General features: G+C 57.7%; 10 protein-coding genes and 5 pseudogenes. 11 read left to right on the plus strand and 4 right to left on the minus strand.

Annotated elements, in window-relative coordinates; all coding sequences use genetic code 11:
• Window positions 1–1,327: 1,327 nt before the first annotated feature.
• A pseudogene (locus AC0L3D_RS26495) lies at window positions 1,328–3,651 on the plus strand (S9 family peptidase).
• 396 nt (window positions 3,652–4,047) lie between these two features.
• Here AC0L3D_RS26495 and AC0L3D_RS26500 read toward each other — a convergent pair.
• A pseudogene (locus tag AC0L3D_RS26500) lies at window positions 4,048–4,340 on the minus strand (transposase); the annotation flags it as partial.
• A 557-nt stretch (window positions 4,341–4,897) separates the two neighbouring features.
• Between AC0L3D_RS26500 and AC0L3D_RS26505 the strand changes: the two are divergent.
• The 8 genes and pseudogenes from AC0L3D_RS26505 (at window position 4,898) to AC0L3D_RS26540 (ending at window position 13,326) form a co-directional block, all read left to right on the plus strand.
• On the plus strand, window positions 4,898–5,764 hold the full coding sequence (locus AC0L3D_RS26505) for a radical SAM/SPASM domain-containing protein (protein WP_473646297.1): 867 nt from the start codon (window positions 4,898–4,900) through the stop codon (window positions 5,762–5,764).
• A gap of 36 nt (window positions 5,765–5,800) precedes the next feature.
• Complete coding sequence (locus AC0L3D_RS26510) at window positions 5,801–6,400, plus strand: hypothetical protein (protein WP_473646299.1); 600 nt, start codon at window positions 5,801–5,803, stop codon at window positions 6,398–6,400.
• Window positions 6,401–7,045: 645 nt separating this feature from the next.
• Window positions 7,046–8,290 carry a lysine N(6)-hydroxylase/L-ornithine N(5)-oxygenase family protein gene (locus AC0L3D_RS26515; protein ID WP_473646301.1) on the plus strand — a complete coding sequence of 415 codons (1,245 nt, stop codon included), beginning with the start codon at window positions 7,046–7,048 and terminating at the stop codon, window positions 8,288–8,290.
• A gap of 939 nt (window positions 8,291–9,229) precedes the next feature.
• Complete coding sequence (locus AC0L3D_RS26520) at window positions 9,230–10,384, plus strand: TlpA disulfide reductase family protein (RefSeq protein ID WP_473646302.1); 1,155 nt, start codon at window positions 9,230–9,232, stop codon at window positions 10,382–10,384.
• Window positions 10,385–10,984: 600 nt separating this feature from the next.
• On the plus strand, window positions 10,985–11,383 hold the full coding sequence (locus AC0L3D_RS26525) for a CCE_0567 family metalloprotein (RefSeq protein WP_473480562.1): 399 nt from the start codon (window positions 10,985–10,987) through the stop codon (window positions 11,381–11,383).
• Window positions 11,380–11,697 carry a ferredoxin III, nif-specific gene (gene fdxB, locus AC0L3D_RS26530; RefSeq protein WP_473646304.1) on the plus strand — a complete coding sequence of 106 codons (318 nt, stop codon included), beginning with the start codon at window positions 11,380–11,382 and terminating at the stop codon, window positions 11,695–11,697. Before AC0L3D_RS26525 ends, fdxB begins: the two co-directional genes overlap by 4 nt.
• A complete protein-coding gene (locus AC0L3D_RS26535) occupies window positions 11,669–12,058 on the plus strand; it encodes an exopolysaccharide production repressor protein (RefSeq protein ID WP_473646305.1) in 390 nt (129 codons plus the stop codon). The genes fdxB and AC0L3D_RS26535 overlap by 29 nt, the downstream gene beginning before the upstream one ends.
• A 321-nt stretch (window positions 12,059–12,379) precedes the next feature.
• A pseudogene (locus tag AC0L3D_RS26540) lies at window positions 12,380–13,326 on the plus strand (1-aminocyclopropane-1-carboxylate deaminase).
• A gap of 925 nt (window positions 13,327–14,251) precedes the next feature.
• Here AC0L3D_RS26540 and AC0L3D_RS26545 read toward each other — a convergent pair.
• The 3 genes and pseudogenes from AC0L3D_RS26545 to AC0L3D_RS26555 all read right to left on the minus strand — a co-directional run bounded on the left by AC0L3D_RS26545 (window position 14,252) and on the right by AC0L3D_RS26555 (window position 15,514).
• Window positions 14,252–14,954, minus strand: a pseudogene (locus tag AC0L3D_RS26545) (GDP-mannose 4,6-dehydratase).
• A pseudogene (locus AC0L3D_RS26550) lies at window positions 14,911–15,333 on the minus strand (GDP-mannose 4,6-dehydratase). The pseudogenes AC0L3D_RS26545 and AC0L3D_RS26550 overlap by 44 nt, the downstream one beginning before the upstream one ends.
• 13 nt (window positions 15,334–15,346) lie before the next feature.
• Window positions 15,347–15,514: a GDP-mannose 4,6-dehydratase gene (locus AC0L3D_RS26555; protein WP_473646306.1), complete on the minus strand. Its 168-nt coding sequence runs from the start codon at window positions 15,512–15,514 to the stop codon at window positions 15,347–15,349.
• Between the two features lie 977 nt (window positions 15,515–16,491).
• Between AC0L3D_RS26555 and AC0L3D_RS26560 the strand changes: the two genes are divergently transcribed.
• Together AC0L3D_RS26560 and AC0L3D_RS26565 are read left to right on the plus strand one after the other, a co-directional pair.
• Window positions 16,492–16,698 carry a hypothetical protein gene (locus tag AC0L3D_RS26560; RefSeq protein WP_473646308.1) on the plus strand — a complete coding sequence of 69 codons (207 nt, stop codon included), beginning with the start codon at window positions 16,492–16,494 and terminating at the stop codon, window positions 16,696–16,698.
• A gap of 22 nt (window positions 16,699–16,720) precedes the next feature.
• Complete coding sequence (locus AC0L3D_RS26565) at window positions 16,721–17,335, plus strand: GNAT family N-acetyltransferase (RefSeq protein WP_473646309.1); 615 nt, start codon at window positions 16,721–16,723, stop codon at window positions 17,333–17,335.
• Window positions 17,336–17,521: the final 186 nt, after the last annotated feature.

The raw sequence follows: 17,521 nt of genomic DNA on the forward strand, positions 1-17,521 counted from the left end.
CGCTCGCTCGCTTCAGCGCTGTTGAGGCGCGCTCGCGAGCGGCTTCGTCACCGCCGACTTACGCCACTCAGCAAGGCACGCCCCCGCATTCCGCTTTTTCTGCAGTCTAACAATGTCGGGTATGGCCACGGCGGTTTGCAGCTATCCTATTGAAACCGAATAATTTCAGATTTGGCACGGAACATGCGCAAATAGCTGCAGACGCATGAGTAGAGGAGAGACAGCATGGTGCCGAGACATCCTGATACGCGGGAGTACGTGCGATTCCGGGGCGCGATACCACCGGCCGCGGACTCGAGGTAGGTCGTCGGCATGCGATGTGCCGGTAAGATGCGGCGACTGTTTTTGACATAGGTGGCGCTTTTTGGCCTGACGGCGGGCGCCACCGCTGCCGAGGTGCCGGTGATCGCCGAGTCTGCGTCGGTAGCCGGGGCGGCCTGAGTCTTTTCGTTCGAGGGTGGACTCACGCTACTGGTACAGTACCGGCGAAGCATCGAAGAACCTTTACGATTCCAGCGGCATGTCGCTGCTCTCGTGACTCACCTATGACCATCTCGATGCGCACTCGGAGGAAGTATTCTTCAATGCCATCCACAATCCGACTGGCATTTTCCTCAAGGGCCTCCTCGGTGCGGGCGGGATTACGGAGGGGTCTTTCGTCGACGAGGATTGGCTGGCTGGGGGCTCCCATTCGAGCACGTTAGCGATCAGGACTTCTCCGCGAGAAGGGCTCCGGTTATGAAGGAGCCCCTTAGGGCAGTACTCCCTAGAGCACGCATGTTGCCCGTCAGGAAGTCTAGCCACACAGTCGAGGAAGAGGGGCAATTTGACGCCCCGCGACATGTCGGGTGGCATTGTCCGACGCCCGACGAATGTCGGACATGCGACATAGCCGGTTCGATCGGTTGCCTTGTATCTAAACGGGTTTTTCCTTTGGCGCGCATATTGCTTCGTGTCATCCGACCGACTTCATGCGGAGAGCGTCGACATGTGCACAATGATTTCTGCCGCCGCGACATCCGGCGTCCTACAGCATGACTTTCCAGATGCAGAAGAAGAAAGAGGCCGTGATCGTCACGTGTGATCGGGCGTTGAGAATTCCCTGATTGTAGGCATCGAAGATCCCTTATTGGCGCGGACGCCGACTCTGGAATCGGTCACCCGACCAGTTCCTGGATGTTCTCAAGGAACTCTCTGTGATGATGACTGCGGCCCTGCTGCACCCGCCTGGAGGCTCTCCTCCAAGGCGACTCTCGGCGGTGCTGCGGACCGGCGTGAGAAGCCAAATCCAAAATGCGTATTCCGAAAACCGAAAGAAGTAAGAGACATGGACGAGATTGGCGCTTTGACCCTCGGGCTACTGGTTCAGCGGGCATCGGGATCGGCAACCACTCAGACGCTGCCCAACGGTTCGAACGGTGCACATTCCCCGCCAGCGCCGGCCGATTTTGAGCGGGCACTTAACATAAACGACCGCTATAGCGGACTCACTGTCAATCTCCCAGAAATGCCTTTCTGGCTGACGGGGGGTGAAGCCTTCGTCTACCGCCTGACTAGCCACGGCAAGCGCCAGTTCATGCTGGTCGATGTCGCCACGGGCGTGAAGCGGCCGCCCTTCGATCAGGCCCGTCTGGCGGCGGCGCTAAACGGGGCGAGCCATAAGCGGTATCAGGCCGACGATCTTCCCTTCGAGCGTTTCGACCTGACCGAGGATGGTCGCAGGCTCGACTTCCAGATTGAAGACACCTGGTGGAGCTGCGACCTTGTAAGCTATGACTGTACCAGCACCACATTGGATTCGGACGACCCGGAACTTTGGCCGCTCGGCCACCTATACACGCCGCCGGCGCAGAACGACCCCGACAACTGCAGCGCGTCGCCCGACGGCAAATGGATCGCCTATATCAAGAACCACAATGTTTTCCTGCGCAGCAATGACGGATTGCAGGATGTTGCGCTGAGCCGGGATGGATCCGAGGGCAATTACTACGTCTTTTCGACACTGAGCTGGTCGCCGGACTCGCGCCACCTCGCGGCTTACCGTGTTCGCCCCGGCTTCAACCGGGTGGTCCCCTACCTCAATTCGTCGACGGACCGGTTGCAGCGCGAATATTCGGCAATGGTCTATCCCAAGCCGGGCGATGTCCTTCCGCTGCCCCAGCCGGTCCTGTTCGACATTGCCGCCCGCCGCCAGATCGTGATCGACAACGCCCTGTTCTCCAACCCTTCAAACTTTCCGCTCTCCAATGGTGGGCAGACGGTCGCGGCTTCACTTTCGAATATAACCAGCGCGGCCATCAGCTCTATCGGCTGGTCGAGGTAGACGCCCGCACAGGGCGCGCACGCTCGCTGATCGAAGAGACCAGCACGACCTTCGTTGATTACCGGCTGCTGGTGATGAACCAGCACGGTACCGGGAAAGTCTTTCGTTACGATGTCGACGACGGGAAGGAGATCATCTGGGCGTCCGAGCGCAATGGGCATGAGCACCTGTATCTGTTCGACGGCCAGACGGGCGCGCTCAAGAACCAGATCACCTTCGGTGAGTGGGTGGTCCGGGGGGTCAACCATGTCGATCCGGTCAAGCGCCAGATCTGGTTCGAGGCGAGCGGGATGAACCCGGGGGAGGATCCCTACTTCGTCCATGGCTACCGCATCGGCTTCGACGGGAAGGGGCTGACTGAGCTCACGCCCGAGCCGGCCAATCACCATATCGAGTTCTCTCCTGACGGCCGCTATTACGTCGATCTCTGGTCACGCATCGATCTACCGCCGCGCATGATGCTCTACCGCGCCGGCGACAATGCCAAACTCATGCAGGTGGAGACCGCCGACATCTCCGAGCTCGTCGCCGCCGGCTGGCAGCCTCCACTCAGCTTCCAAGCCAAGGGGCGCGACGGCAAGACTGATATCTGGGGCGTCATCCACCTGCCCGCCAATTTCGATCCGAAGAAGAAGTACCCGGTGGTGGAGAATATCTATGCCGGGCCCCAGGGCTCCTTTGTCCCAAAATCCTTCTCAAGGCGGACAGAGCCGCTCACGCAGCTGGGCTTCGTCGTTGTGCAGATCGATGGCATGGGTACCAACAACCGCTCGCGCGCCTTTCATGACGTTGCCTGGAAAAATCTGAATGACGCAGGCTTTCCCGATCGCATTCTATGGCACAAGGCGGCCGCCGCGAGGTATCCGTGGTACGATATCTCCAATGTCGGCATTTTCGGCGGGTCCGCAGGCGGCCAGAGCGCGGTGGGCGCGCTGCTCTTCCATCCCGAATTCTATAAGGTCGCGGTCGCCAACAGCGGCTGCTACGACAACCGGATAGACAAGATCTGGTGGAACGAACAGTGGATGGGGTGGCCAGTCGGCATTGAATATTCCCAATCCTCCGCCATCGACAATGCTTACAGGCTGCAGGGTAGGCTGATGCTCGTCGTCGGCGAAATGGACCACAATGTCGACCCGTCCTCCACGTTCCAGCTTGCCGACCGGCTCATCAAGGCGGGCAAAGATTTCGACATGGTCTATGTGCCTGGTGCCGATCACGGCGCGCCAGGCATCTATACTAAGCGCAAACTCCTGGACTTCTTCGTTCGCAACATTCTCAGGCAGACCCCACCCGACTGGAACGCCACACCAGTCGAGCTCGAATAAGACAAATCGTTACGATCGATGGCGCCGGTAGCTTGTGCCTCTTGCAATTGTTCGCTCGCCTTCATGGCTGTAATCAGGGGGACGCGCGAGCAGATCGTCCCCGCTCGACGAGCGTGTGCGTCTAACACTTGCGCTGCGTAGCGAGGATAGGCTCGCCGCGACAATATCGACGCGTTGGGTCGGCAGCACAATCTATCTGGGCAATACAGCACGTGGTTTGCCGAAGCATTCACAGCACTACACGCGACTTTGCCAGGCTCTCGTCCCGGCGACGCGGACCCTCAGGAGAGCCGTTCGGCTCGCACAAATCCTCATCTCCTATGCCATCACTGGCAGCCTTGCTGAACGGAATTCGGTAGCTTCCACCGACATGCGATGGAGCACGATGCCCAACTAGCGGGCAAGGGCCACCTTGGCGCGCTCCATGCGCCCGACGTTTCGCCACGGAGAGCGCCCAGTCTTTCAGGCTCGAGAAGCGGGTTGCCCGCTTTGAGCATGATGTGCGCCGCTTCAAAGCGCCCGGTTCGCACCATGGTATCGCCGACCTTGCTACACCACCGTCTCGATCGGTTTCACCGGATTGATATTTTGGGCGTAAGCCCGAAGTAGGCTCCGACCGTATTGGATTTTCCAAAGCGCATCCGGTCGTCCACCGCCGCGCGATAGGTCAGTGCGACCAAGGCGCCGACGCGCCAGGTGTGCGCTATCAGCGCGCAATCTTCAGCGGTCGGAGAGGTCAGTCGTGGAAAGTTTGAGGCGCGCATCCTGGAACCAACGGCAGGGCATGTCCAAAAGCTGACAGCGACAAAAAAACATGTCTGGTCCAAAAAAACCGGCCGCCTTGGGCGAGAGGTTTCTCGAAGCCTACTCATGCAGTTGCTGCGGCTAACCGCGCTGGCACGGCCTTTGCTGGAGATGCGGCACCATTGAGTGGGGGCTGACCGCATGAGAACGCGCGAGACGATTGATGGTCTGCTACGCCATCTCGGCGGCGCGCCCGCTCAACGGTCACTGCTACACCTTTGGCAATGGCTGACGCGCGACATTGCGGTTGCGCCGCGCTGCCGCGCCGATGTGCCCAAAGTTCGTTGATAGTTCGCTCGGCAGATTGAGGAAGCCGGCCGTTGACTGCTGCCCAGTCGGAGATGGCTGGGTTCATTCGGAACGTATTGACCGTCGGTGTCATGAAGCCAAAGACACCATGCTGGACGTTATGCATGACCAGACGAGTGGGAGTCAGTAGCAAATGATTTTACCGGAACTGCGCTCTGCTATCCCAGCCGGCAGAGTTTTGGAGATAACGACGACCACAGGATGCATCGTGGGATGTTCATATTGTCCGCAGGACAAGTTCGCTGACCGGCAAAGAAAAGTATCTGATACGAAGTATCTTAGTCTTGGAGATTTCAAGCGCTGTCTGGCGCGCGTACCAACCTCCGTCGACATTAGTTTTGCCGGGTATTCTGAGCCATGGCTCAATCCGGATTGCACCGAAATGGTCGAGCACGCTTCCGCCAAAGGCCATGGCATCAGGATTTTCACGACACTTGTGGGAATGAAGGGGCGGGATCTACAACGCTTGCAGGCGCTGCGGTTGGGGGTATTCGTGGTTCATGTTTTTGATGATGGCGCCCACATGAATAGCCGCCTTGTTGGAGACAAGTATCGCGATTTTGTTGGGCAACTCGTCGACGCCGACATCCCATCAATTCGATTCGTGGTTTTGGGCGAGGCCCATCCCGATATCGTCGACATTATCCCTGCCGAAGCCCTAGTTCGCGCGCGACCGGTGAGCAGCAGGGGTGGAAGCGTAGATCCTAAGATTGTAGAACCACGGCAGCCAGTCGTCGGAGGGCTGATATGCGTGGACGAACGACAGTATCGGAATGTTCTCCTTCCAAACGGCGAGGTTACTCTCTGCTCCATGGATTTCGAGCGGCGTCACGTACTGGGCAACCTTCTATGCGACGAATACGGCGATCTCTTTAAAAGCGCAGTCTTTTGCGAAATCGTCGATCGCATGAACGGAGCGGATGGTTTTCTGCTCTGTAGGATGTGTGAATTTGCCGATCCAAACGACCGGGTGCTGACTGGGTGCCGGCCGACCGCCTGAGAGAGGCGGGCCGGCGAATGCTGCTTTGGACTGCAAATGCCCGGCGAAATCACTGCGTTTTTCGAGTCACGCGAGCGTGATCCCGTACGCGCGGGAGTCGGCCTCGATCATTTACGAGGCGAGCTCATCGAAAGTAGTCGTCGGCTTCCAATCGAGCTTGATGGCCGCCTTGAAGGCATCACCGATCAGCAGGTCAACCTCGAATGGCCCGAAACAACGTTTGTCTATTTGGATCAGCGCCTGGTTATTCCGGCGTTCGCGGCCCAACTCGTCAACACCTGCGCGCCTTCCCAGAATATCTCCTTCCCGACCCGCCTGGAGGCAGCCTCGACAAGGCTGCGGACCGAATGCGTCTCACTGGTCGCGAGCACCGTCAGGCTCGTGGTGCTGCAGGATGGGGCACGGCCTCGACATAGCTGTGTGACCGTCTTTAGCTGGATTCTGCGTCTCAAAATCCGGATCTCGCCTCCATCTTCCGCAAGACGGGAGAGACCTCCTGCGGCCCCCGGCTTCCGAAGGCGTCTTTTCAGATTTCCGCCGCGAGGAGTGGCAAGAGCCTTTTTCCGCGCCACAGTCTATGAACCTGGGTTGCTGGCCGTCCTAAGAGAAAATTCCGATGCGGAGCTGCCCTATTAGCTACCGGCTCCTGGCAAGAGGACGGCGACGCGGCAAATCGGCCACCGGCGCAAGGTTTCCCCCTCATTGTCGGATACCCGACAGGATCACAAACCCGCTAACCGTTGTTTCATGAAAGTTTCCTTCTGGCACGTTTGATGCAGAGGATCTTCCGAACACATCAGCGGATGCCCTCCTATGAGCAGGCTCAGGGAAAAATGCTGTCGCCGCATTCGAGACCGCGCCCTCGCTGATAGCCAAGTCGGTCAAAGGTCGGCGCATCATGGTGGAGGCGGGCGACTTCGCCCGATTAAAACACGGAATAACGTCGGAAAGCATCTCGCTGACTGAGACGCGATCATCCAAGGCGGGCGGAGATACGTCGATCCCGTCCACGCTCACAAGTCGTGGACATGAGTGTCGATCTCATCACTTGGCCGGGATCCATGGTGCTTCATACCCGACAATACGAAAGCGCGATCAAACTCTAGCAAATCCAGCAGCACCGAGGTCGAGAATGCCCGCATGGACAGTAAGCCCAATGGCCATGGCCGATATTCGCCGTGAACATCGCCTAATTGGGAAACACCTATAGGAGCAAGGCAAGTGGAACTCTCTTGCGTTGGAGTGGGGGCTGGGCCGTCTAATTTGAGCCTTGCGTGCCAGATGCACGAGCAAATTGGGCAAGGGGCACTGTTCTTGGATCGGCAAGTCGACTTCCGCTGGCACCCAGGCAGCGCATTCGATTTCTCGGAGCTCCAGGTCAGCCACTTCAAGGATTTGGTCACGCTGGTAAACCCGCGATCAGCCTACACTTTCGTGAACTACCTGCATGAGAACGGGCGTCTGTACCACTTCCTGAATGCACAGTTCGAAGCCGTGCTCAGAGCTGAGTTCGAGCAATACCTGAACTGGGCCTTCTACAGGAACCCGCTTGTCCGCGGCGGCGAGACGGTGCGCGAAATCCGCTTTGACGGCGAGTTTCGGGTGCGCACCGATAAGGCGATTCTCGGCGCCAGAAACGTCGTGGTCGGCATTGGCAAGCAGGCGCATATTCCGCCGCAGTTTCAGGGCTGGACTGGACGCAATCTGTTCCACTCATCTGAATTGCTGCACATTCATCCTGAGGTGCACAAAAAGCATGTCTGCGTGGTCGGCGGGGGACAGTCCGGAGCCGAGGTGCTGTTGCACCTTGTTGGTCTGCCAAAAGAACGGCGGCCTGTCTCGATAACCTGGGTCTCGCAGCGCGAAAACTACCTGCCCATCGACAACAGCCCGTTCACAAACGAGTTGTTCATGCCCTGCTTTTCGGATCGTTTCTCGGCAATGAGCGAGCCGCAGCGCAAGCTGTTCCTGCGGCGCTTCGTGCTTGCTTCGGACGGCATTTCGGAAAGCATGTTGCGCGCGACCTATCAGGCGCTATACCGCCACGCGTTTCTAGAGCCAAACCGATGCGATCTCACACTGCGGCCGGGCTGCACTGTCTCGCACTGCATCAACGCCGGCGCGGGCCACAGACTCACCCTGCAGCACGGCATGGAGGAGGTCGAAGAAGTCACGGCCGAGATCGTCATCCTGGCCACCGGTTACGAGAGCGCGGTGCCAGGCTTCTTGGAACCGATGGCGAACCGGCTGGAAAAGAGCGACAACGAATTGGCTATTCGCGAAGATTTTTCGGTGTGCTGGGACGGACCGCGTGACAGACGCATCTTCGTACAAAACGCGAGCCTAGGACAGCGTGGGCTGGCTGATCCGAATCTAAGCCTGCTGGCCTGGCGAGCGCGTCGCATCCTCGACAGCCTTCTGGGGCGCGCGCCGCGCGCCAACCCCGAGCATCCCAGTTTCATCAGCCCTACCTCTGTAAAGAGCTGGTCCGACACCGTAGCAGAAGAGATGGGCAGCGGGATATGACGGACGGCGGATCATTGGCGGTGGCATCCAAGTAGTGATTCTGGCTTCGCTGCAGCGAAGGCCAGCCTTCTCCCAAGTCTCATGACTGAACCGGCGCACTGCATAATTCTGCGAGGGTGCATTTGCGCTACGGCGGTAAAGGCCGTGTTACGTTGCTCACTCCGAATTGCGCAGTGGTCTTGACGCCCATGGATGGGTCGGTGGAGTGAAGGGCTCCCGCCCGTGGCGATGCGTGTCGTGTTTGGATCGGGTGAGGCAAGTGATTGGGACTAGTTCAAGGAAACTCGGAACCCGGCTCGGGGCGCTGACCGTTCCTGCGGGAGCAGAGGCGAATGCCTGAACTGCGTACCACCTACCAGAAACCTTCCCAAGCTCGCTCACGAAAAATATGGGACGTGCATGCGGCGTCCGACGTCTAGGCAAACAGCTTACGCAGCACCCGCGGCAGCTCGAACTCGATGGCCTGGCCCTCATGACCCCGGCGCTAGGAGAAGAGGTCAGCCATGAGCCGGCCGGCAGGCAGTCGCATGCGCGAGCCAGTCGTGGGGTTACCAGCTCTTCGAGCCGGGCGCCGAAGTGCTGCTGCTCCACTAGGCGAGGCCAATCTTACAGTCGGCAATACAGCGGACGTCTTCGCTGTCCTAAAGCGACTGACACATGAGTGATGCGTGTCCAAAAGCTTACAGCCGGCTGAAAACATGTCGGGTTCGAAACATCGCCGTGTTGGGCCTGTTGGACTTTTGAAGCCAATAAAGCATTTGCTGCGCGCCAGGCGTGCTGGCACGGCCTTTGCTAGTTGAGGTGCGGCGATGGTGGGTGAGCTGACCCGCATGAGAATAAGCAACACGAGTGATGGGCTCAGGTGTGTTCCGTTCCTGAGGGTAGAGTCAGATTGCTCATAGACGCCAACAAGGTGTGGGAAAAGCTTTGGAGAATAACATGGTGTTGCGGATTGAATCCCCCGCTCCTCCGATCAAAGTCAAAGGCTGGCTGCGTGGCAAGCCCCTCACCAACTTTCAACCCGGCAAGGTGTACCTTGTTGAGTTTTGGGCGACTGCGTGCGGACCTTGTGTGGCGGCGATGCCCCATTTGATGCAGCTACAGGACAAATATCAAACCAGCGGATTTGCGGTCGTCGGAGTCGCGGCTAGCGAAGAGGGCCCCACCGCGGAGGAGACGCGGACGAGCTTGGATGCTTGGCTGATTCAGAGGTTCCCCAATCTAAATTATCGGATCGCGTTCGATTACACAGGCGAAATGAACAGACTATGGATGAAGGCGAGTTCTTCTCTCGGGATTCCTGCCTCGTTCCTGGTGGACCGCGACGGACGCATCGCATTCATCGGACACTCGGTGGATCTCGATGACGTTTTACCCAGAGTTATAGAAGGAAGCTGGCGCAGCAGCGATGAAGCGAAAGCCGCCGACAAAGGGCGGATCGCTAGGAATCAGCGCACAGCGCGCGAACTGGCGCTGACCGAACCGATATACGCCGAACTCCAGCCGGCCATGCAGGCGGAGGATTGGAAGGCGGCGCTCTCGGCCGTCGAAGGAGGCCTAGCCTTAATGCCAGACAATTACGCGTTCCGGCATACTCATGTGGATCTTCTGCTGCACAAGATGTGCGACATGGAGACCGGCTTGCCAGTTATGCGCCAATTGGTCGAGGACGCTATCGACAAGAAGTTTGAGGCCGTGTCCTGGATGGTAATGGCCCTGAAACAACTCTTCGATCCCTCGACGAACAACTCCCATCTTCCCCATACTGAGCGCTTCGCAATGGGCAAGGAGCTGTCTGAACAGATCTTGGCACTGAGTTCCCCACAAAGCGACGGCCCCCTTAAATTCGTTTGGTACGTTCCGGTCGCTCAGTACCACTACGAGTGTGGCAACAAGGTTCGCGCGATCGAGCTGATCGACGTCGCGCTGAAATCGCTCGATTTTCCGAAGCCAATGCCGGACCACATCAAACAGTACTACCTTACCCCCTTGCTCCAAGCCTTGGCCAACTACACGGGTGAGAACGCCTGTTCCGCGGATCTTTGCGTGGTTCCGCAAAATAAGGCTCCGGAAAGTCAAAGCGCAGCCGCCTGATGAGCAAAGATCACAAAGGAACCACACCTGGAATTGAACCCTCAATCCCAGTTTTCTGCGGCGGCGCGCCCGCAGGAAGTATGCCCAGGCAGCAGAGGGGGGGATCGTTTGCTGCAAGTAAAGGCTCAGACATTAGTGACCAACAAGCGGATACGGCGCGGAGGAGAAGTTCGAGCCGAATTTGGCATGTCTTGGAAGTCAACACAGTCCAGGAAGTGTTCGAGATCGGCCACGAAGACGTCAATTGCGTGGAATGGGGCCTCCCACGCCAGCCCGCGGTTGCGCAGGTGTGCCCGAACCCGGCGTACCCGAAAGCAGAAATCCTCGGTTGCGGACGAGGATTGGAATTGAGGAAACGAAATCTCTCACGCAGCGCCTGGCCTGCCGTAAACAAGGACGGCGAGCGTCTTGCCCCTGTTTGACCAATGCCTCCTGCGGCTTATCCGATGCTAAATCGGGGACCGAGCTGCTGGCGGCTTTACCGTCACCAAGGAACTGCGGCGTGAGATCCAATCATGTGCGATCCGGATCGGGACGTGATGGAGGCTCTACGTTTTCACCGCAGCAGGGTTTGCTCAGGCCTGATGAAGTGCCCGCAAGGTGAAAGTTTCTGGGCTTCGGGCGCGTGCTTTTCGCGGGCAGGCAGTTGCTCATTCTGTCGAGGCGTCCGCCGCTTGGGCCTCGAGACTTTCCGGAACTGCGGATTCCGGAACCAAACTGGTCGATGACGCGACTGCAGCTATGCCTATTGCCATGTCGTGCGAGCGTGAAAAGACCGATTTTCAAGGAAGGATCATGTCAAACTTGGATCAGATGGTGAAAAAGGTCCGAAAGCTTCAACTGCGCGCAGCAATTGCTAAGACGAACTTGCGCGACCTTGCCGAGGGTCTTCCGGTGAAATGGACTGAGATAGAGGAAGTGGCCGAGAAAGCGCACGCCGTTTATGCGGAGTTGCATGGTGCCAGGAGAGAGCTCGCGAAAATGAAGACTTTACGATGAAGGGCGAATTCATCACCCGCGACGGCTCCATATGGGTGCCGGAATATTTGATCGCTATAGATGGCAAGATGTGTATCGGCTGCGGCCGCTGTCTCAAAGTCTGCTCGCGCGAGGTCATGCATCTTTACGGCGTCGATGACGCGGGGGAAATCCTCGGCGCCTGCGACGGCGGTGACGACGACTTCGATGGTGAGCTCAATCGCATGATCATGGTTGTCGACCATGCCGGCCGCTGCATTGGCTGTGGAGCCTGCGGCCGCGTCTGCCCGAAAAACTGCCAGACCCATGTCGCGGCCGACCAGATCGCAACATGAGTTGCATGATTTGACGAGACAAATCAGGAGAACGGCATTGCGCTTCATCACATTTTGCCGGTTCCTCGGGCTCGTCCTGTGCGGCAACGCTGTGACGGTTTACTTCGCCTCGCATTATTCGTTCCGTCTAGCAGTCGTCACGACGCTGGGCTGTTCGCTACTTCTTCAGCTGGGCTATTTCGCAAGTGTGCTCTTTCTGATTTGGCGATCCAGCTGCGCCGGAAAAGCCGAGCACGGGTCTGTTTTCGATAGGTCCCAGGAAGTTCGGTACCAGTCGCGCGACGATGATGAGCATAGGAATGATACTCAAGACGTGCCCCGGCGCAATCAAACGCTCGGCATATCGTTGCTCCTCCCTTGAGGCGCTGTAACAAGATCAGAGCCCAGATTCATCACTTTGTTCAAGTTTGATTATTGAGGTCATGGTTGCCTAGTATGGTCGAAGGCGACGGCATTCTCATCGTTCTAACACCAAGGGAATGCAGGTTCGGTTCTCCTGACAATGGTAGTGAATCGCACGGCACGCGGGTTGCTCGTCTCGAAGGAGAACGAAGCGCCGGAAAACATAACAGTGGCGCTCTGTTGGAACATCCGAACGCAGCCGACCTCACTATCAAATAGGCCTCTTGCAAAACAGCTCTGCGTCGCTCGTTCAGCTCGATCCCGTGCCGCCGGAGAAAACATGCTGGAAAATTTCGAGCGTTACCCGCTCACCTTCGGGCCTACACCCATCGAGAAGCTCGAGCGCCTCGGAAAGCTTCTCGGGGACAAGGTGGAAATCTACACCAAACGCGAGGACTGCAACTCTGGTCTCGCCTTCGGTGGAAACAAGCTGCGCAAGCTCGAATACATCGTTCCCGACGCGATCGCGTTAAATGCCGATACGCTCGTCACCGTCGGCGCCGTGCAGTCCAACCACACGCGCATGGTCGCTGCGGTCGCCGCCAAGGCCGGCATGAAATGTCTGCTGGTCCAGGAGAGCTGGGTACCACATGAGGATGTCGTCTACGACCGAGTCGGCAACATTCTCTTGAGCCGCCTCATAGGAGCAGAGATGCATTTGGTAGACGAAGGCTTTGACATTGGTATCAGCCGCAGCTGGGAAAAGCAGTCTACGAAGTCAAGGCGGCAGTTCACCCGAATGGCGGCCTTGGCTATGTGGAGTTCGCAGAGGAAGTGCGCGATCAGGAAAAACAGCTTGGGCCTTCGACTACATCGTGGCTTGCACGGCCACCGGTTCTACGCAGGCCGGCATGCTCGTCGGTTCGCCGAGGACGGTCGACAGCGCAAAGTGATCGGAATCGACGCCTCCGCCACCCCCGCACAGACCGGAGCGCAGGTGCTTGGCATTGCCCAACATACAGCGGCGCTCATCAAGTTCGGAACGGAGATCGTCCAAGATGACGTCGTGTTGCTCGATGACTACGCGGGCCCCTGTTATGGCAGTCCGTCCGAGGAACCAAGGAGGCCATTCGCCTGTATGCGCGGCTTGAGGGGATGATTACGGACCCCGTCTACGAAGGTAAATCGATGCAAAGGATGATCGACCTCATCCAGAAAGGCTCCTTTCCGGCCGGATCAAGGGTGCTGTACGCGCATCTCGGCGGCGCCTCCGCGATCAACGGTTAGGGCTGCATGTTCCGCGATGGCTGATGCTAGACAGATGCGATGCGGTCTGGGGCCGATGCGCTCGAAGTTTGTGAAGCGACGCTCGGAAAATTTGGAGCCGGCTGCTTAGGCTAGATGGCCGCGTTGCCTCAGTGGGCTTAGCAGGCGGTGTCAAGAAGGCCAAAGCAGACTGTCGTGGCGCTTCGCAGGATGTAAGAAGGTAGGAGTCATTACCAGTGATTTTGCCGGAACTTCGGTCAGCAATCCCAGCCGGCAGGTTTTTAAAGATAACGACGACCACGGGATGCATCGTGGGATGTTCATATTGTCCGCGGGACAAGCTCGCGGACCAGCAAAGAAAAGTCTCTCATGCCAAGCATCCAGGTCTTGAGGATTTCAAGCGGTGTCTGGCGCGCGTACCCACTTCCGTCGACATTGGCTTTGCGGGGTACTCCGATCCTTGGCTCAATCCGGACTGTACCGAAATGGTGGAGCACGCCCCAGAGGCCACGGCATCAGGATTTTCACGACGCTGGTGGGAATGAACGGGCAGGATCTGCAACGCCTGCAACCCCTGCGCTTGGGCCTATTCGTGGTCCATGTTTTCTATGATGGCACCCACATGAACAGCCCCCTTGTCCGAGACAAGTATCGCGATCTGGTTCGTCAACTCGTCGACGCAGAAATCTATGGTTTTAGGCGAGGTTCATCCCGACATGGTCTCATCATCTGCCGAAGCACTTGTTCGCGCACGACCCGTGACCAGCAGGGGCGGAACGTCGACCTCAAGATGCTAGAACCACGGCAGCCAGTGGACGCAGCGTTGACCTGCGTGGACGAACGACAGTATCGGAACGTTGTTCTTCCAAACGGCGACGTTACCTGTTTACCCTTTGCTCCATGGATTTTGAACGACGTCACGTATTGGGCAACCTTCTATGGGTGGTTACTCCGATCTGTTTGAAGGCCAGTTTTTTGCGAAATCGTCGATCGCATGAATGGAGCGGATGGTTTTCTGCTTCGCAGGATGTGTGAATTTGCCGACCCAAACGACCGGACCTGGCTGGATGCCGGGACTGCCCGAGAGGGCGGGCGTGCGAATGCGGATTGATCTACGGCAAGATGAACCTGCCCGCCAAGTCATCCGTGTTTTCACGTCACGAAAGCATGATCCCGTAGGCGCGGCAATCGGCATCGACCATTTCCGAGACGAGCTTGTCGAAGGTGGTTTTTTGGCTTCCAACCGAGCTTGGTGGCGCCTTAGTCTGGAGGCGTCGCCGATCAGCAGGTCAACCTCGGTCGGACGGAAATAACGTTTGTCTATACGGATCAGCGGTGGGTTACTCCCGCGTTCGCGTCCCACCTCGTCTACGCCTTCGCCCTCCCAGACGATCTCCTTCCGACTCGCCTGAAGGCAGCCTCGACAAAGCTGCGGACGGAATGCGTCTCGCGAGTCGCGAGCACAAAATCGTCAGGTTCGTGATGCTGCAAGATGTGCCACATGCTCTCGAGATAGTCGCGCGCCGAGCCCAGTCGCGCTTTGCTTCCAAGTTTCCGAGATAGAGGCAGTCCTGTTGCCGGCCATGACCGCAGCCACCGCACGCGTCACCTTGCGCGTGATGAAAGTTTCGCCGAACGTCGGCCCTCATTGAACAGTATGCCGGTGCTTGCACAGAGCCGTATGCCTCGCGGTAGTTCACGGTGATCCAGTAGGCGTAGAGCTTCGCCGTCGCATAGGGGCGAGCGTGGATAAAACGGAGTGGTCTCCTGCTGCGGGACACCCTGGCCCGAACCAAAGAGTTCGGAAGTTGATGCCTGGTAGCACCGCGTTTTTGTCTCAAGACGAAGAATGCGGATCGCTTCCAGCAGCCGTCAGCGTGCCGAGCGCATTGGCATTTGGCGGTGTTGCGGGGTCCCGAAGGAGACCTGAACGTGGCTTTGCGCAGCCAGATTGTAGATTTCGTCGGGTTGCGTTTCCTGCCGAAGACGGATCAGGTTTGTCGCATCCGTCATGTAATGCAGGACCATGTCGGGATGGTCCTCATGAGGAGCTTGATAAAGGTGGTCGATCCGCTGGGTATCCCATCAGCGACGCTCGCCGCGTCAGGCCATGCACCATGTAGCCCTTCGAAAGCAGCAGTTCGGCAAGCAGCGCGCCGTGCTGGACGGTGATACCGGTGATAAATGCTGTACGCCGAGATGGACTCATTTCTCAATTTCCAATGGAGGAAGCGTTTTGGACAGGAATAGTCAACGACGCAGGCGAACGGCTACCTCAGCCCTACAAGCGCGGTGCATTCACCGCTGTGTCTGCACCGACTCTAGCTGGCACCTGCCTCGTGATATGAAGAAAGGGAGCCGATCAAGTTTGCATAGAGGGAATTTCGCCTTCATCGACGAGACACCTCCTTGTATGCGCCGCCTTCCGAAGCGGCTTCTTTTCATGGACGTTACTCTTCGTAATATTGATTGTTTCGATGCAATGCATCCGCAGGATGGATAAACTCTTGCCGTAGGATGAATCGTTCAAGTCTTTGACGCGGTCAGCGAGCCTGCGCAGCGAGGAATGGCAAGAGCCGTTCTGCGTGCTGCAGTCCATAAACCAGGGTTGCTGGCGTGGAACCGATGTCGTCCCACCTTGCGTTCTCATTGGCCTTCGCCGCGAGGCCGAGCCGAGCTCAAGACGTTCGCCAAGCGCACACGCGGCTGGCCCGATCATGCGCGACGCCTGCTAGTCAGCTGCGCAACGGAAATTCCTTTTCAAGGGATCGACACTCGGCGCGGAGGCCATTCCTCGATGACGACCGTGTGGAAAGTGCCAAGAGCGCCTGCAACGCTATGAAGTCGAAAAGTACGACTACGTGCAAATCGGCGCCGGTGCAAGGTTTCGGCTCTCAATGTCGGATACTCGACAGGATCGTAAACCTGCCTTCCGTTGCTTTGCTTGATGTTTTACTCTGGCACGTTCGATGCAGGGTACCTCCCGAACGCAGCAGCGGATGTTTCTATGATCAAACCCACGGAAAATGCTGTCGCCGCACTCATGACCGTGCCCTCGCTGGTCGCCAAGCAGGCCGAAGGTCTGCTCATCACGGTGGAGGCGGGCAATTGAGCCCAATTGCTATGAGGGATAGACTGCGAAAGCATGTCACTGACCACGTAGGGGGCATCGAGGCGGGATTCTCGATGCCAGCCACGCGCCTTGTCGCCGGCATGAGTGCCGATCTCATCACCGAGCCGGGATCCATGGGCATCACACCTGACAACACGAACGCGCGGACGAACTGTCACAAATCGGGCGGTGCCGAGGTCGAGAATGCCTGCGGGGAGGTAAGCCCAACGGCCATCGCCGATAATCACCGCGCACAGCGCCTGATCGGCAAACGCCTGTAGGAGCGAGACAACTGGAGCTCTCATGTACATCCTAGAAACGTCGCGTCTTATCTTAAAGCCGCCGTCGCATAGCGACGAGCTTCTTTTACATGGACTTCATAACGATCCGTTCGTGGTGAACGCCATCGGCGATGGAGTCTATCCGACGATAGAGCAGTCGAAAGCTGCACTGCTTCAGTTCATCAATCATTGGCAGCTCAATCGTTTCGGCTTATGGATGGTGTTCGTCAAGGATAAAAGCCAAACCGGAGAATTCGCTGGCTATTGCGGATTGATTTGCAGCGGCCCCAATCTGTCCCACGTCTCGAATAATGTAGAAATCGTAACTTGCCTCCACCTTACGGCCTCGGGGAAGGGGATCGCCGTCGAGGCTGGCAGGGCAGTAGTCCAGTTTGCCTTCGAGCGATTGAAGGTTAAGAAAGTGACTGGATCGATTCGTCCAGCAAACACGCGTTCACTTCGAAAAAATACGAAGATTGGATTTTCGCACGTAGGTGACAGAATGTTAATGGAGATAACTCCGGAAACTGCTGTAAAGATTGACAGTTTACTTGTTTTGGATTGTGCGGACCAGACGTGGAAAATTGATAATCCTGATGACCAAACCGCATTATATGGTGCGCTGCTAGGTGCTTAGCTGCCAGTGTACCCAAGTTTGTGCGCCCGACGCGGGCGGGCATCGGCTCCAGCGATCGCATGGTGGAGCGTTTTACGTCCCCATCGGGTCAGGGAATGAACCGGTTCGAGTGCGTCAAGTTCTTGTGTGGATGCCAGCCATTTTGCAAGGAGGAACCTGAAGCATTGGACATGTGATCGAGTGCGG

The organism is Mesorhizobium sp. WSM4837, from assembly GCF_055811435.1.

Coding starts and splice junctions, on each gene's coding strand:
- AC0L3D_RS26505 (WP_473646297.1), top strand. CDS start 4,898: ATGATTTTACCGGAACTGCGCTCTGCTATCCCAGCCGGCAGAGTTTTG.
- AC0L3D_RS26510 (WP_473646299.1), top strand. CDS start 5,801: ATGCCCGGCGAAATCACTGCGTTTTTCGAGTCACGCGAGCGTGATCCC.
- AC0L3D_RS26515 (WP_473646301.1), top strand. CDS start 7,046: ATGCACGAGCAAATTGGGCAAGGGGCACTGTTCTTGGATCGGCAAGTC.
- AC0L3D_RS26520 (WP_473646302.1), top strand. CDS start 9,230: ATGGTGTTGCGGATTGAATCCCCCGCTCCTCCGATCAAAGTCAAAGGC.
- fdxB (WP_473646304.1), top strand. CDS start 11,380: ATGAAGGGCGAATTCATCACCCGCGACGGCTCCATATGGGTGCCGGAA.
- AC0L3D_RS26535 (WP_473646305.1), top strand. CDS start 11,669: ATGTCGCGGCCGACCAGATCGCAACATGAGTTGCATGATTTGACGAGA.
- AC0L3D_RS26555 (WP_473646306.1), bottom strand. CDS start 15,514: ATGAGTCCATCTCGGCGTACAGCATTTATCACCGGTATCACCGTCCAG.
- AC0L3D_RS26560 (WP_473646308.1), top strand. CDS start 16,492: ATGCCAGCCACGCGCCTTGTCGCCGGCATGAGTGCCGATCTCATCACC.
- AC0L3D_RS26565 (WP_473646309.1), top strand. CDS start 16,721: ATGTACATCCTAGAAACGTCGCGTCTTATCTTAAAGCCGCCGTCGCAT.